The 15,412-nt window shown below is 65.9% G+C and carries 15 protein-coding genes; 10 read left to right on the top strand and 5 right to left on the bottom strand.

What is annotated here, in order from left to right; translation table 11 throughout:
* Positions 1 to 123 precede the first annotated feature (123 nt).
* From CYJ07_RS12040 to CYJ07_RS12015, 6 genes are all read left to right on the top strand, one after another.
* Entirely contained in the window at positions 124 to 939 is an 816-nt protein-coding gene (locus CYJ07_RS12040) for a GntR family transcriptional regulator (protein ID WP_104203991.1), read from the top strand.
* A gap of 169 nt (positions 940 to 1,108) precedes the next feature.
* The gene (leuC, locus tag CYJ07_RS12035; RefSeq protein ID WP_104203942.1) at positions 1,109 to 2,506 is read left to right on the top strand and encodes a 3-isopropylmalate dehydratase large subunit; all 1,398 of its coding nucleotides are present in this window, start codon (positions 1,109 to 1,111) and stop codon (positions 2,504 to 2,506) included.
* Positions 2,507 to 2,519: 13 nt separating this feature from the next.
* On the top strand, positions 2,520 to 3,152 hold the full coding sequence (gene leuD / locus CYJ07_RS12030) for a 3-isopropylmalate dehydratase small subunit (protein ID WP_104203941.1): 633 nt from the start codon (positions 2,520 to 2,522) through the stop codon (positions 3,150 to 3,152).
* 72 nt (positions 3,153 to 3,224) lie between these two features.
* On the top strand, positions 3,225 to 4,226 hold the full coding sequence (gene dctP / locus CYJ07_RS12025; protein ID WP_104203940.1) for a TRAP transporter substrate-binding protein DctP: 1,002 nt from the start codon (positions 3,225 to 3,227) through the stop codon (positions 4,224 to 4,226).
* Between the two features lie 77 nt (positions 4,227 to 4,303).
* The gene (locus CYJ07_RS12020; protein WP_104203939.1) at positions 4,304 to 4,810 is read left to right on the top strand and encodes a TRAP transporter small permease; all 507 of its coding nucleotides are present in this window, start codon (positions 4,304 to 4,306) and stop codon (positions 4,808 to 4,810) included.
* Complete coding sequence (locus tag CYJ07_RS12015; protein ID WP_104203938.1) at positions 4,810 to 6,123, top strand: TRAP transporter large permease; 1,314 nt, start codon at positions 4,810 to 4,812, stop codon at positions 6,121 to 6,123. Before CYJ07_RS12020 ends, CYJ07_RS12015 begins: the two co-directional genes overlap by 1 nt.
* Positions 6,124 to 6,161: 38 nt before the next feature.
* On the opposite strand, the gene kynU is transcribed toward CYJ07_RS12015, so the two are convergent.
* From kynU to kynA, 3 genes are read right to left on the bottom strand one after another with little or no spacing between them, the layout of a single operon-like run.
* Positions 6,162 to 7,418: a kynureninase gene (gene kynU / locus CYJ07_RS12010; RefSeq protein WP_104203937.1), complete on the bottom strand. Its 1,257-nt coding sequence runs from the start codon at positions 7,416 to 7,418 to the stop codon at positions 6,162 to 6,164.
* A gap of 49 nt (positions 7,419 to 7,467) precedes the next feature.
* Positions 7,468 to 8,100, bottom strand: a complete 633-nt coding sequence (gene kynB, locus CYJ07_RS12005) for an arylformamidase (protein ID WP_104203936.1) — start codon at positions 8,098 to 8,100, stop codon at positions 7,468 to 7,470.
* Positions 8,097 to 8,969 (bottom strand): tryptophan 2,3-dioxygenase, encoded by an 873-nt coding sequence (gene kynA / locus CYJ07_RS12000; RefSeq protein WP_104203935.1) that lies wholly within the window; start codon positions 8,967 to 8,969, stop codon positions 8,097 to 8,099. Before kynA ends, kynB begins: the two co-directional genes overlap by 4 nt.
* A gap of 127 nt (positions 8,970 to 9,096) precedes the next feature.
* Between kynA and CYJ07_RS11995 the strand changes: the two genes are divergently transcribed.
* Positions 9,097 to 9,999, top strand: coding sequence for a LysR family transcriptional regulator (locus CYJ07_RS11995; RefSeq protein WP_104203934.1), 903 nt, complete (start codon positions 9,097 to 9,099; stop codon positions 9,997 to 9,999).
* A 4-nt stretch (positions 10,000 to 10,003) separates the two neighbouring features.
* On the opposite strand, the gene CYJ07_RS11990 is transcribed toward CYJ07_RS11995, so the two are convergent.
* The gene (locus CYJ07_RS11990) at positions 10,004 to 11,482 is read right to left on the bottom strand and encodes a protein adenylyltransferase SelO (protein ID WP_104203933.1); all 1,479 of its coding nucleotides are present in this window, start codon (positions 11,480 to 11,482) and stop codon (positions 10,004 to 10,006) included.
* Positions 11,483 to 11,638: 156 nt separating this feature from the next.
* Positions 11,639 to 12,322, bottom strand: coding sequence for a GntR family transcriptional regulator (locus CYJ07_RS11985; RefSeq protein ID WP_104203932.1), 684 nt, complete (start codon positions 12,320 to 12,322; stop codon positions 11,639 to 11,641).
* Between the two features lie 158 nt (positions 12,323 to 12,480).
* Between CYJ07_RS11985 and dctP (CYJ07_RS11980) the strand changes: the two genes are divergently transcribed.
* From dctP (CYJ07_RS11980) to CYJ07_RS11970, 3 genes are all read left to right on the top strand, one after another.
* Entirely contained in the window at positions 12,481 to 13,476 is a 996-nt protein-coding gene (gene dctP, locus CYJ07_RS11980; RefSeq protein ID WP_104203931.1) for a TRAP transporter substrate-binding protein DctP, read from the top strand.
* 73 nt (positions 13,477 to 13,549) lie between these two features.
* A complete protein-coding gene (locus CYJ07_RS11975; protein WP_104203930.1) occupies positions 13,550 to 14,071 on the top strand; it encodes a TRAP transporter small permease subunit in 522 nt (173 codons plus the stop codon).
* A gap of 2 nt (positions 14,072 to 14,073) precedes the next feature.
* On the top strand, positions 14,074 to 15,408 hold the full coding sequence (locus tag CYJ07_RS11970; RefSeq protein ID WP_104203929.1) for a TRAP transporter large permease: 1,335 nt from the start codon (positions 14,074 to 14,076) through the stop codon (positions 15,406 to 15,408).
* Positions 15,409 to 15,412 lie beyond the last annotated feature (4 nt).

The following is a 15,412-nucleotide window of genomic DNA, read 5'->3' as shown; positions in this document are numbered from 1 at the left end:
TGGCGCTATTCTTCGAATTGCATGGCACACAAAGCTGTCCTATGCATAATACATTTCTATGTCTACTTCATGCATCGCGTCAAGCGCTTCACCATGATTAGCAACAAGACCAAGGACAGCACGATGAACGATACGCATGCGAATTCCGTGGGCGGCACCAAGTCCCACCGCATCTACCTGCTGCTCAAGGATGCAATCCTCAGCGGCCGGCTGGCGCCAGGACGCAAGCTACCCGGCGAGCTGAAGCTGGCGGAGCAGTATGGCGTGTCGCGGGTCACGGTCAGGCGCGCCATGCAGGCGCTCGACGAGGCGGGCCTGGTGGCGCGCAAGCCGGGGCTCGGCACCGTGGTGCTGGAGCAGCCGCTGGACGCCACGGTGATGACCGCCAGCGTCGCCAACCTGCTGCCCAACATGGTCAAGATGAGCAAGGCCTCGCGGGTGCGGCTGCTGGAGTTCTGCTACGTCAAGCCGCCGGAGCCGGTGCGCGAGAGCCTGGGGCTGCGCGACGGCGAGCGCGTGCAGCGCTCGATTCGCGTGCGCATGGCCGACGACAAGCCGTTCTCCTACCTGGTGACCCACGTGCCGGAATATATCGCCCTGCACTACAACGAGGCGGACCTTTCGCAGACCCCGCTGTTCGCCCTGCTCGAGCGCAGCGGCGTGAAGGTCGATCATGCGGCCCAGACCATCTCGGCCACTCTGGCCACCCACGAGGTGGCCGAGGCGCTCGACGTCTCGGTAGGCTCGCCGCTGATCGCCCTGACCCGCGTGGTGTACGACGAGGAGGGACGCGGCGTGGAACACCTCGATGCGCTCTACCGTCCCGACCGCTACCGCATCCAGATCGACCTCAACCGCACCGGCGACGAGGCGGCCCGCTACTGGGAGCCGATGGCGCCGGAGCCGCACCATAGGGAAAGGGAAAGCCAGGAGGCATGAGTCGGCGGGGAAAAGGGTGAAAGAGAAGAACAGTTGTCCTATTTTTATAACATTTAAAAAAGTCAATAAAATACATTTGACCTGTTCACCACTCTGCGATAGTTGTATCAAGACGATACGAGGAACGCTCCGGCGTTCTCGGGTGATGCAGCCTCGGTAAGCGACCGACATGACAATGCCAACGACCCTGTTCGACAAGGTATGGGATGCCCACGAGATCCTTCGCGGCGAGAGCGGCCAGAGCCTGCTGTGGATCGACCGGCACTTCGTGCACGAAGGTTCCTTTCACGCCTTTAACAAACTGCGCGAACGCTCGCTGTCGGTGGCCCGCCCCGACCTGACCTTCGGCATCGCCGACCACTATGTGCCGACCCTGACCCGCCGCCTCGACGCCATCGGCGACGCCAAGGTGCGCGGCATGATCGAACAGCTCGAAGGCAACACGCACGAGCACGGCATCACCCTGTTCGGCCTCGACGACCCGCGCCAGGGCATCGTCCATGTGCTCGGCCCCGAGCAGGGGCTGACCCAGCCCGGGCTGCTGATGGTTTGCGGCGACAGCCACACCTCGACCCACGGCGCCTTCGGCAGCATCGCCTTCGGCATCGGCGCCTCGGAGGTCGCCCACGTGCTGGCCACCCAGACGCTGTGGCAGAGCCGTCCGAAGAGAATGCGCCTGAGCGTGGAGGGTGAGCTGCCCCCGGGCATCGGTGCCAAGGACATCGCCCTGACCTGGATCGCGCGACTGGGTGCCGACGGCGCTCGTGGCTATGCCATCGAGTACGCCGGCAGCGCCATCCGCGGCCTCTCCATGGAGGCACGCCTGACGCTGTGCAACCTCTCCATCGAAGGCGGCGCCCGCTGCGGCATGGTCGCTCCCGACGAAACCACCTTCGCCTACCTGCGCAGTCGCCCCTTCGCCCCCCGGGGTGAACGCTGGGAGCAGGCGCTGGCCTACTGGAAGACGCTGCAGAGCGACGCCGACGCCCGGTTCGACAGCGAAGTGACGCTGGACGCTGCGGAGATCGCCCCCACCGTGACCTGGGGCGTCTCGCCCGAGGAGGCGCTGCCCATCGACGGCCAGGTGCCCGATCCGGCGCAGGTCCAGGACGCCGCCCGCGCCCGTCAGGTACGCGACAGCCTCGACTACATGGGCCTCGCCCCCGGCCAGAAGCTGACCGACATCGTCATCGACCGCATCTTCATCGGCTCCTGTACCAACGCCCGCCTGGAGGATCTTCGCGCCGCCGCCGCGGTGCTGCGCGGTCGTCGCAGCCAGGTGCCGGGCATCGTCTCGCCGGGTTCCACCCAGGTGAAGCGACAGGCGGAAGCCGAAGGGCTCGACGTCGTCTTTCGCGAGGCGGGGCTGGAGTGGCGCGAATCCGGCTGCTCCATGTGCGTAGGCATGAACGGCGACCTGGTGGCGGCCGGCGAACGCTGCGCCTCCACCACCAACCGCAACTTCAAGGGCCGCCAGGGACCTGGCGCCAGGACCCACCTGATGTCGCCGGTCATGGTGGCCGCGGCGGCCGTGGCCGGTCGCCTGGCCGACGTGCGCGAGCTGTGACAGGAGCCGTGTGATGGAACCGATCAAGATTCTCGACGCCCTCGCCTGTCCGCTGCCGCTGGCCAACGTGGATACCGATCAGTTGATCCCGGCCCGCTTCATGAAGGAACCGCGCAGCGTCGGCTACGGCCAGTTCCTGCTCCATGACCTTCGCCACGACGCGAGCGGCCGGCCTGTCGAGGGCTTCATCCTCAACCGCCCCCAGGCCGATCAGGCGAAAGTCCTGGTGGCGCGACGCAACTTCGGCGGCGGCTCGTCGCGGGAGGCGGCGGTCTACGCCCTGGTGGATTACGGCTTTCGCTGCGTGATCGCGCCGAGCTTCGGCGACATCTTCGCCTCCAATGCGGTCAATAACGGCCTGCTGCCTGCCACGGTCAGCGAGGAGGATGCCGAAGCCCTGCTAACGGCCCTGAGCGATACTCCCGGCCCGCTGCGCGTCGACCTGGAAGCCCAGCGCATCGAAGCCGGCGAGCTGAGCGTGGCCTTCTCCATCGCCCCGACCTGGCGCACCAAGCTGCTCAACGGCTGGGACGACATCGACATGACCCGGCAGCACGCGGAGAGAATCCGCCGCTTCGCCGCCGACTATGCCGAACGGCGCCCTTGGCTGGACACGACGCCACCGGAGGTCATCTCGCGGGGCTGAAGCCCGATAACCGCCCTAAGGGGTTCATAACAAGCCACAACACGACTACCCGCTGTCACAAGGAGAACAATCATGAACAAACCTCTCATCGCCTCTCTCGGCCTGGCCGCCCTCATGGTCTCCGGCCAGGCATTGGCCGTCGACCGCATCAGTGCCGTTCACGCCTTTCCGCCGTCGCTGATCTATACCCAGAGCTTTCTCGAGTTCGTCGACAAGGTGAACGAGCGCGGCGAAGGCGTGGTGCAGATCGACGTGCGCGGCGGCCCCGAGGTCATCGGCCTTTCCGAACAGCCGGACGCCGTACGCAATGGCGTTGTCGACATGGCCTACACCGCGGCGAGCTTCTACGCCGGTACCGTGCCCGAGCGCGACGCCATGGTGGCATCCAACACCAACGCCATCTTCGCCCGCGAGAACGGTGGCATCGATCTGCTCAACCAGATCCATCAGGACAAGATGGGCGTCTACTATCTGGGCTGGTTCGACAGCGGCGTCAGTTACAACCTCTACACCATCGACGAACCCCAGCTGGACGGCGAAGGCAACCTCAGCGTCTCGGGCCTGACCCTGCGCAGCAACCCGGTCTACGACGCCTTCTTCCAGGACTACCTCGGCGCCCAGCCGATCAGCCTGCCGACGACCGACGTCTATTCAGCGCTTGAGCGCAACGTGGTCAACGCCACTGGCTGGACCCAGATCGGCCTGAAGGACCTCAACTGGGATCGCTTCCTCAACTACCGCATCGACCCCGCCTTCTTCTCCACCGACATGGGCGTGATCGTCAACCTGGACAGCTGGAACGGCCTCAGCGAGGAGGCACGCGAGCTCCTGCAGGAAGTTGCCATCGAGCACGAGCGCGAAAGTGCCGAGCGCTTCGAGGTACTGGCCGAGGAGCAGCAGGCCGAACTCGAGGCCGACGGCATGCAGGTCTTCCGCCTGGAGGGCGAGGCCGGCGAGCGCTTCTCCGAAGCCGCCCGCGAAGCCACCTGGGAGCGCATGCGCAGCCAGATGGAGCGGCATCCCACGGGCCTGGAGCATTACGACGAGCTGATCGAGAAGTTCAACGATCTGTAAGTGTCGCGGGGCCGACCCGAGCGGCCGGTCCCTGATTTCGCCGCGTGCAACCATTCCCTCCGCGTCCGGGTACTCCTATGCATTTCGCGAGTCGTGCTTATCGGCTGTTGCTCAACGGCATGGCCCTGATGGCCGCCATCATGCTGGTGTGGCTGATGGTCGCCATCGTGGTTTCCGTGGTGATCCGCAACCTGGGCCTGCAGCCCTCGGCGTGGTTCTTCCTCTCCACCGAGTACGCCATGTTCTACCTGACCCTGCTCGGCGCGCCCTGGCTGGTCAGGCACAAGGGCCACGTGCATATCGAACTGCTCACCTCGCTGTTGCCGCCGCCGGCCCTGCAGGTGCTGAGCCGCCTGGTCGCCCTGCTGTGCGTGGCGGTGTGCGCGGTACTGGCGTGGAAGGGTTATGACCTGGTGTCGATGAACCTGGCGCGCAGCGATTACGACGTGCGCGCCTTCTTCGTGCCGAAGTGGATCCTCACCGTCGCCTATCCGGTGTGCTTCTCCATGATGGCCATCGAATTCGCCCGCTTCGTGGTCGGGCGGGACATCCTTCACAGCGGCGAAGCGGGGATCAAGGAATAATGGAATGGTATCTGGCCCTGGCCTTTCTGCTGGCCCTGATCCTTGGCTTCATGGCCATCGGCACGCCGATCGCCCTGGCCTTCCTCGCCGCCAACGTCATCGGTGCCTGGCACTTCATGGGCGGCCAGAACGGGCTCATCCAGCTGCTCAACAACGGCTTCGGCGCGCTCTCCAGCTTCAACCTGGTGCCGATCCCGCTTTTCCTGCTGATGGGTGAGCTGTTCTTCCGCACCGGCCTGGGCATGCGCATGTTCAACGCCATCGACCAGCTCATGGGCAAGGTGCCCGGGCGGCTCTCCTACGTCACCGTGGTGGGCGGCACCGGCTTCTCCACCCTGAGCGGCTCGTCAATGGGATCGACCGCGCTGATGGGTTCGCTGCTGGTCCCCGAGATGGAGCGCCGCGGTTATCACAAGCGCATGGCCATCGGCCCGATCCTGGGCACCGGGGGGCTCGCCATTATCATCCCGCCCTCCGCGCTGGCCGTGCTACTGGCCACCCTGGCCAAGGTCGATATCGGCGCCCTGCTGATCGCCGGCATCATGCCGGGCCTGGTGCTGGCGGGGCTCTACATGGCCACGATCTGGATCCAGACTCGGCTCGACCCGAGTGCGGCGCCCAACTACGAACTCGAGCCGGTACCGCTCGGCCAGAAGCTGCTGCTGGTCGTCACCGACATCCTGCCGATGATCAGCGTGATGGTATTCATCGTGGCGTTGATGCTGATGGGCTTCGCCACGCCTTCCGAGGCGGCGGCGTTCGGCGCCCTGGGGGCTATCGTATTGGCGGTGATCTTTCGCTGCATGACCTGGGAAGCGTTCAAGCTCTCGGTGATCGGTGCGCTCAAGGTCACCCTGATGGCCTACCTGATCGTGTTCGGCTCGGCCACCTTCAGTCAGCTGCTGGCCTTCTCCGGCGCCTCGAGCGGGCTGATCCAGTGGGCCACCGGCTTCGACCTGGCACCGATCCTGATGCTGCTGGCCATGTTCGCGGTACTGCTGGTACTCGGCACTTTCATGGAGCAGATTTCGATCATGATGCTGACGGTGCCGTTTTTCTTCCCGCTGGCACAGGTGCTCGGCTTCGATCCCATCTGGTTCGGCATCATCATGCTGCTGGCGCTGGAGATCAGCTTCTCCACCCCGCCGCTGGGGCTGCTGCTGTTCGTGATGAAGGGCGTGGCGCCCCAGGGCACCACCATGCGCGAGATCTACGCAGCCGCCATTCCCTATATCCTCTGCTCGATGCTGCTGGTGGCCATCCTGATCGTGTTCCCCGGCATCGCTACCTGGCTGCCCGGCATGATCAACTAGACCTGCCAGATAGCTGCAGGAGAAGCCTGGACCCCGGCTCAGGTCACGGTGCCGCGACGCTGGAAGCGCGGCGCCAGGTACTCACCCCCGGCCAGCACCTCGCGCAGGTGCTGTGCCGCCTGCCAGACATCCTCATGGCTCAGGTAGAGCGGCGCAAAGCCGAAGCGCATCAGCCCCGGCTCGCGGTAATCGCCGATCACGCCCCGCTCGATCAACGCCTGGACGATGGCGTAGCCATGGTCCGGGGCGGTGGAAGAGCCATGGTCCGGCGCCACCAGCCCGACCTGGCTGCCCCGCTCCGCCTCGGACGGCGTGATGTCCGTTATGCCGTGCTCATCCAGGCAGATGGCCAGCGACTCGCGAAAGAGCGCAATCAACCGCTGGCTCTTGCTGCGCAGCTGCGCGAGGTCCACCTCCTCCCATAGCGCCAGCGACGCTTCCAGCGCCGCATAGGCGAGAGGCGAGTGCGTGCCGGTGCGAAACCGCGAGATGCCCGAAGCCGGGGCGTAGTCGGCCTCGAAGGCGAACGGCGACGCATGCCCCAGCCAACCCGAGAGCGGCTGCCAGCCCCGATCCTGGCAGTCGCGCCGCACATAGAGAAAGGCCGGCGCGCCGGGGCCACCGTTGAGGTACTTGTAGGTGCAGCCCACGGCGTAGCGCACACCGCAGGTCGCCAGATCGACGGGCAGGGCGCCGGCCGAGTGAGCCAGGTCCCAGATGACCTCGGCGCCGCCGGCGTGCACCTGGCGCGTGATCGCCGCCATGTCGCGCAACCGCCCGGTGCGATAGTGCACGTGGCTGAGCACCACTACCGCCACCTGCGGGTCCAGGTGCTCGCTCACCTCCTCGCCCTCGGGCAGCACCCGGTGTTCGAAACCGCCGAAGCGACTGAAGCCCTGGGCGATGTAACCGTCGGTGGGGAAATTGCCCCCTTCGCTGAGGATCACCGGCCGCGCCCTTCCCTGCCCCTCGGTGATATAGCCCAGCAGCTTGAAGAGGTTATGAGTGATGGTGTCGGTGACCAGCACCTCCCCAGGCTCGGCCCCGAGCAGCGGCGCCAACCGCTTGCCGAGCCGCTCGGGGGCATCGAACCAGCCCTGGTTCCAGCCTTGGATCAGCGCGTCGCGCCACTGCGCCATCAGGGCCTCCACGGCCTCGCTGGCCGCTGCGGGCTGGGCGCCCAGGGAGTTGCCGTCGAGGTAGATCACCCTTTGGGGCAGAGCGAAGCGGGACTTGAAAGAGGCCAGCGGATCCTGGCGATCCAGCTCGCGGACGTCATCGAGAGTCAGGGGCATGGTCGGCTCCGGTGAAGATCGGGAAAGGTGATCAATCCAGCTCGCGCGGCTATTGTTCCAGCTCACGCAGCAGGGCACGCACCGGCGCGGCATCGCCGCCGGCGAGCTTCAGCGGCGGCGCGATCAATTCGTAATGGCCCGGCGGCACCGCGTCCAGCACCAGCCCCTCGAGGATCGCCATGCCGTGGTGGTGCACTCGCCGATGCGCCAGCAGCGCACTGTCCACCTCGGGGTCGAGCGAGGGAGCGTCCACGCCGATCAGTCGAGCACCGCGTTCGGCCAGCAGGTCGATGCTCTCAGCCGCCATCGTGGTGAAATCGCTGCGCCATTCATCGTGAGGGAAGCGCACCCAGGTGCGCAGCAACACCCGTTCGACCCGTGAAGGCAGCGCGGGAAACAGGTGTTCGGGCTTGACCACCGGCCCGGCGTGGGTCATGTCGAGCAGCACACAGGGACCTATGTAGCAGGCCAAGTCCACCGCATCGATGGCCCGCCCCTCGGCGTCGAAGTGGCTCGGCGCGTCGGCGTGGCTACCGGTGTGGGTGGAGAGCGTAAGGCGCGAGACGTTGACCGGACAGCTGTCGCCGAGCACCCAGGTAGGCTCGTTCGAGAAGGAGGTATCGCCGGGCCATACCGGCATGCCCGCCCGCAGCGGCTGGGAGATATCGTAGAGCCGACTCATGAGGCGCCCTCCTCGAGGGTGGTGCGCACCGACCACAGTTCGGGAAAGAACTGCAGGTCCAATGCCTTGGCCAGGAAGGAGACGCCACCGGTCCCGCCGGTTCCGGGCTTTTGGCCGATGATGCGCTCCACGGTCTTGAGGTGACTGAAGCGCCATTGATGAAAGTGGTACTCAGTGTCGACGAGCTTCTCGGCCAGCTCGTAGAGCTCCCAGTGATGCTCGGTGTCGCGATAGATCGCCGCCCAGGCCTGCTCCACCTCGGCGCTTGGACGGTAGGGCTCCGACCAGTCCCGCTCGACCACCGACTCGGGAAGCTCGAAGCCGCGCCGGGCCAGCAGCTGCAGGCTGACGTCGTAGAGGCTCGGCGCATGCAGCACCTCGCTGAGGCGGCGATGGTGCGCCGGATGGCGGCGGTGCACCTCAACCATGGCCGCGTTCTTGTTGCCGAGCAGGAACTCCAGCTCACGATACTGGAAGGACTGAAACCCCGAGCTCTGGCCCAGGCTGTCGCGGAAGCGCGCGTAGTCCGCCGGCGTCATGGTCACCAGCACTTCCCAGGCGTTGATCATCTGCGCCTGGATCCGCGCCACCCGCGACAGCATCTTGAACGCCGGGCGCAGCCGATCGGTGGCGATGCTGGCCGCCGCGGCGTGGGCCTCGTGCAGGCACTGCTTGAGCCATAGCTCCGAGACCTGATGAATGACGATGAACAGCATCTCGTCATGCTCATCGGTTCCCGGCTGCTGCGCCGACAGCAGCGGCCCCAGTTGCAGGTACTCGCCGTAGCTCATCGGCTGGTCCCAATGCACCGCCTCCTGCGTCAGGTCCACCGTGGCGCCGCGTGCCGGCTTGCCTTCGTGCCTAGCCATGGCTGCCCTCCTGTCTTGTCATTGTATTTACGAACCGTATCTACGAGTTGTGCCTACGAACAGTTTACGAGGGGCCACCAGACGTTTAAATTTGATTTAAATACGCCATTTCATGAAATAAATTAATATGCCAACACGGCTCAGCACTCGTCAGATACAGATGATGGTGGCCATCGCCGACGCCGGCAGTGTGTCCGACGCCGCCGTTCAGCTCGGCCTGACCCAGTCGGCCTTGAGCCATCGGCTCAAGGAGGCAGAGCGACTGCTGGGAGCCGAGTTGTTCGCCCGCGGGCAGCGCCGGCTGACCCCCACACAGGCGGGCCGACGGCTGTTGCATGCCGCCCGCGGCGTGCTGGCCGAGCTGGAGCGTGCCGAACGCGATATCCATCGTTTGTCGGTGGGCATCGAAGAGGTGGTGCGCCTGGGTGTCGAGGCGTGCGGCGGCTATCACTGGCTGCCCGATAGCCTGGCCGCCTTCACCGCAAGCCATCCAAGTATCGGCGTAGAGATCGTGCCGGATGTCTCGCTGGAACCCTGCCGGGCACTGCGTCAGGGACACGTGGACCTGGCCCTGATCGCCGGCAGCCATCCGCCCACCGGGTTCGAGGCCGTCTCGCTGCGCCGCGACGAACTGCGCCTGGTGGTGCCGCAAGCACACACCCTGGCACAGCAAGAGTGGGCCAGCGCCGAGGAGGTTGCCGCCGAACCCTACGTCGCCTACCACACCACGCCGGAAAAGGGGCGCGAGTACGAGCAGCTGTTCAGCCCCGCGGGCGTGCTGCCGGCCCGGGTGATCAGTGCCGGGGTGACCGATGCCGTGCTGGCCCTGGTGCGCGGCGGCCTGGGCGTCAGCATCCTGCCAGCCTGGACGCTTGCGCCCCACCTGAAGCTGGGCGACCTGGCCTCGGTTGCGCTGACCGCTAAGGGGCTCCACCTGCACTGGTTTCTGGTCATGCGCCAGGGCGAGGCAGAGGATTCGGCCGCCAGGCAACTGACCCGTACGCTGTGCGATCGCCTCAGCGGGAGCTGAACCATCAAGTCCCGCAGAAGGTGCGGAAGACCCGCTCGCTGGGCGCTGCCGGAAGCTGATAGGCCTCGCGGCCGGGCTGGTCGTCGAAGGGCCGGGTGACGACATCGAGCAGAGTCTCGAAGGGGCCGTAGTCGTCTTCATTCATGGCCGCGGTCAGCGCCTGCTGCACGCGGTGGTTGCGGGGAATAAAGGCCGGGTTGGCCAGGCGCATCCGCCGCGTCCGCTCGCCTTCGGGCAACGGCTCCTGGGCGAGCCGCTCGCGCCAGCTCGCCAACCAGCCTTCGGCCACTTCAGGCCGCTCGAACAGCTCGCCGAAGGCAGCGTCACCCTGCCGGGAATCAGCGGCATCCGCCAGGCGGCGAAAGGCCAGGGTGAAATCGGCGCGTCCCTTGTGCATGGCATCGAGCAGGGACTCGACCAGCGTCCTGTCGCCCGTCTCCTCTCGCTCCAGGCCGAGCTTGGCGCGCATTACCGCGAGCCACTCGGCCTCGTAGCGGTCGGGGAAGCGCTCGAGCAGCTCGGTGGCGACGCCCACAGCCCGCTCCGAATCGGCGTCGATCAGCGGTAGCAGGATCTCGGCCAGCCGCGCCAGGTTCCACTGGGCGATCCACGGCTGGTTGGAATAAGCGTAGCGCCCGCCCTCGTCGATGGAGCTGAACACCATCTTCGGGTCGTACTGCTCCATGAAGGCGCAGGGACCGAAGTCGATGGTCTCCCCGGATACGCTGGTATTGTCGGTATTCATGACACCATGAATGAAGCCCACCCCCATCCACTTGGCGATCAGCGCCGCCTGGCGCGCCTGTACCGCTTCCAGCAACCCCAGGTAGCGCTCGCCATCCTGCAGCGTCTCGAGCTCCGGGTAATGGCGGCCAATGACGTGATCGGCCAGTTCGCGCACGCCGTCGATATCACCCCGGGCGGCGAAGTACTGGAAGGTGCCCACCCGGATATGGCTGGCGGCCACGCGGGTGAGGATGGCGCCGGGTTCCGGTACGCCACGCACCACGTGCTCGCCGGTGGTCACCGCGGCAAGGGCGCGGGTGGAGGGAATGCCCAGCGCATGCATCGCCTCGCTGACCACGTACTCGCGCAACACCGGCCCCAGCGGGGAGCGGCCGTCGCCGCCACGGGAGAAAGGTGTACGCCCGGCCCCCTTGAGCTGGATGTCGCGCAGCCGACCCTCACGGTCGGTCACCTCGCCCAGCAGCACGGCGCGACCGTCGCCCAGCCGCGGCACGAAGCCACCGAACTGGTGCCCGGCGTAGGCCTGGGCCAGCGGCTCGGCGCCAGGCGGCACGGCATTGCCCGAGAACCACTGCGTGGCCTGCTCGCGATCGAAGTCCGCCAGGTCGAAGCCCAGCGCCTCGGCCAACGGCCGGTTGAAAGCCACCAGCCGCGGTTCACGCACGGGCACCGGATCGAAGCGCTCGTAGAAGCGCTCCGGCAAGCGGGAGTAGCGAAGGGTAAAGCGGGGAAACATGGCGACTCCACTTTTTCGTACGACACTTCTTTTCGTACGGCATTTCGAGAGGCAACCGGCCGCGCTGCGACAGGCATAGCCAAGGGTCTTGACCGGTCACTTTAGGCCTCGGCAGGGGGAAAATCGAGGCCGTTTACCGGTCTTTACCCAGCGTGCTCAACCGGTGACGGTGAGCGGTTTCTCGAACTCGCGGATGCTGGCGACGAAATCGCTGAAGCGCTCGCCCTGGATCAGCACATGGTCGCGCAATGCGCACTCGGCCGCGACCGGATCGCCGGTCTCGATCGCCGCCACGATCGCCTGATGCTCGTGCAGCGAACTGCGCATGCGCTGGCGCACCTGGAGTTGCAGGCGCCGATAGGGTTTTAGCCGCTGCTTGAGCTGGCGCGCCTCCCCCGCCAGGAAGGCATTGTGGCTCGCCGCGTAGATACAGTCGTGGAACGCCTCGTTCTCGTAGTAGTACTCGTCGGTGTCGCCAGCCTGGGCAGCGGCCTCGCAGCGCTCCAGCGTTCCACGCAATGCGGCAAGCTCGGCCTCGGTGATGCGGCGCGCCGCTAGCCTGCCGCACATACCCTCCAGTTCGGCCATGACCTCGAACATCTCGATCAGTTGGTCGATGCCCACCTTGGCCACGAAGGTTCCCTTCTTCGGGGTGACCGTGACCAGCCCGCTGGCCACGAGCTGCTGGATCGCCTCGCGTACCGGCGTGCGCGACACGCTGAACTCGCGGCCCAGCGCCTCGGGATCGAGCCGTTCGCCGGGCGCCAGGCGTCCGTTGATGATGGCGTTTTCCAGCGAGTCTCGCAGTCGTTGCGCATTGGAGCGCTTGGCGTTGGCCATGGGCCTACCTCCTCGATATCGACCGCTACCGTCGGCCTTCCATTCACTGTAACGAATTTGACATCAGTATACGCAACGGCTATTGAAGTATACATCAGCGTCGCTGATAAACATCACAAGCATGACAGCACACAACAACAACCTCGTGGAGACGCCAAATGCAACGCCACACACTACCCCTCGCTGCCCTGGGCCTGGCCCTCGTCGTCAGTAGCACCGCTTCCGCCAATACCGTGCTGCGCGCCTCGCACCAATTTCCCGGCGGACAGGGAGACGTCCGCGACGAGATGGTGCAGATGATGGCCCGTCAGGTGGCCGAGGCCGATGTGGGCCTAGAGATCCAGGTCCACCCGGGCCAGTCCCTGTTCAAGGCCGACGAGCAATGGAGCGCCCTGGTTCGCGGTCGCCTCGATATCACCTCCTTGCCGCTCGACTACGCCAGCGGCCGCCACCCCGAGTTCTCCGCCACGCTGATGCCGGGGCTGGTGCGCAATCACGAGCACGCCCAGCGCCTCAACGATTCCGAATTCATGGAGATGATCAAGGAAGTGATACAAGAGGGCGGTGCCCGAGTACTGGCCGACGCCTGGCTCTCGGGCGGTTTCGCCTCCAGCGAGCAGTGCATTACCTCGCCCGATACCGTGGAGGGGCAGAACCTGCGCGCCGCCGGCCCGGCCTTCGAGCAGATGCTGGAAGCGGCCGGCGCGTCGATCGCCTCGATGCCCTCCTCGGAGGTCTACACCGCCATGCAGACCGGCGTGCTGGACGCGGCCAACACCTCGTCGATGTCGTTCATCTCCTTCCGCCTCTACGAGCAGGTCGAATGCCTGACCGAACCCGGCGACTATGCACTGTGGTTCATGTACGAGCCGATCCTGATCTCTGAGCAGACCTGGCAGGAGCTTAACGAGGAGCAGCAGCAGGCACTGACCGAAGCCGGCCAGGCCGCAGAGGAGTTCTTTGCCGCCGAAGCCGCCGCCATCGACCAGGAGATGGTGGAGGTCTACGAGGAGAACGGCGTCGAGGTGGTACGCATGAGCGAGGAGGACTACAACGCCTGGCTCGAGATCGCCCGCGAGACCTCCTACAAGAACTTTGCCGAGAACGTGCCCAACGGCCAAGCCATCATCGACGCCGCCCTGGCCGTCGAGTGACGCCCAGCCCTTCCCAGCGTGAGCCGGGCCACCCGCAACGGGTGGCCCCCGTTTCGAACCCCGGGAGGACTGCATGGCCATGGCCCACTCTCAACCCCTTGCGCAACGCTTTGGCGTCGTCGGCGCCTACATCGGCCTGATGGATCGACTCTCGCGCCTGCTGGCCTATGTAGCTGGCATTCTGTTCATTGCCGGGGTCACCGTCATCTGCCAGATGGTCTTCGTACGCTACGTGCTCGGCATGAGCACCAGCTGGCAGACCGAGTTCACCGTGCTCGCGGTCACCGCCGCCATGCTGCTGGGCAGCCCCTACGTGCTGATGACCGGCGGCCACGTGGCCATCACCATTCTGCCGGATGCGCTGGGCGGCATCGCACGTCGGCTGATGCGACTGACTGCCGCCCTGTGCGGCCTCGCCTTCTGCGCCGCCCTGGCCTACGCCTCCTGGCTTTATGTATGGGAAGCCTGGGAGGGCGGCTGGACCACCGGCACGGTCTGGAACCCGCCGCTCTGGCCCGGCCTGGTGCCGATGGCCGTCGGCGCCACGCAGCTGTCGCTGCAGTACGTGGCCGAAATCCTGCGTGGGGAGGGCTGAGCATGGATCCGACTACGTTGGGCATTATTGTCGCCGTCGCCCTGATCGTACTGATGGCGATCGGCACGCCCATCGCCTTCGCCCTGGGCGGCGTCTCGCTGCTGGCACTGATTTACGACCGCGGCCTGCCCGAGCTCATCTATTTCGGCGAGACCTTCTTCGATCGCATCGCCGAGTTCGGCTTCGTCGCCATCCCTATGTTCATCCTGATGGGCGCCGCCGTGGCATCGTCGCCCACCGGTCGCGATCTCTACCGCTCGCTGGACTTGTGGATGGGCCGGCTGCCGGGCGGCCTGGCTGTATCCAACATCGGCGCCTGCACCATCTTCTCCGCACTCTCCGGTTCGTCGCCGGCCACCTGCGCGGCCATCGGCAAGATGGGCATCCCCGAAATGCGCACCCGCGGCTACCCCGACGGCGTGGCGGCGGGCTGCATCGCCGCCGGCGGCACCCTGGGCATCCTTATCCCGCCGTCGGTGACCATGATTATCTATGGCATCTCCACCGAAACCTCGATCGGGCGGCTGTTCATCGCCGGCGTGGTGCCGGGCTTCATGCTCGCCGGGCTGTTCATGGCCTGGACGATGATCGCCTGCAGGCTGGCCGGGGGCTACGCCAATCCACTGGCGCAGGCCGCCGGCCAGATGAAGGAAACCATCAAGGCCAATGTCGATACCAACATGCGAGCACTGGTTCGCGTGCTGCCCTTCCTGGCAGTGGTCGGCGGCATCCTGTTCGCGCTCTACGGCGGCGTGGCCACGCCCTCGGAGGCCGCCGGTGTCGGCGCCTTCCTGTGCCTGGCGCTGGCCGTGATCATCTACCGCATGTGGCAGGTGGGGCCCATCAAGCTGATCATGCGCGACTCGCTGCGCGAGAGCGTGATGATCATGCTGGTGATCGCCTGCGCCGAGGTGTTCGCCTATGCGCTCTCCTCGCTGTTCATCACCCAGACCGTGGCCGGCGCCATCGCCGAGCTGGAGGTCAACCGCTGGGTGCTGATGGGCGTGATCAACGTCTTCCTGCTGGTCGCCGGCTTCTTCCTGCCGCCGGTGGCGGTAATCGTGATGACCGCCCCGATCCTGCTGCCGATCATCCTCGCCGCCGACTTCGACCCCTACTGGTTCGCGGTGATCCTGACGATCAACCTGGAGATCGGCCTGATCACCCCGCCGGTGGGTCTCAACCTGTTCATCATCAAGGGCATCGCACCGGACATCTCGCTGCGCGACATCTTGATGGGCAGCCTGCCCTATGCCCTGTGCATGGTGCTCGGGATCGTCCTGCTGTGTTTCTTCCCGGGCATCGCCTTGTGGCTACCCAACCTGATCATGGGCTGACGGA

It is taken from the genome of Billgrantia saliphila, assembly GCF_002930105.1.
In the GTDB taxonomy this organism is placed as follows: Bacteria; Pseudomonadota; Gammaproteobacteria; order Pseudomonadales; family Halomonadaceae; genus Halomonas; species Halomonas saliphila.
Note: the sequence above shows the minus strand (reverse complement) of the source record. Positions and strands in the feature narration are given on the sequence as shown.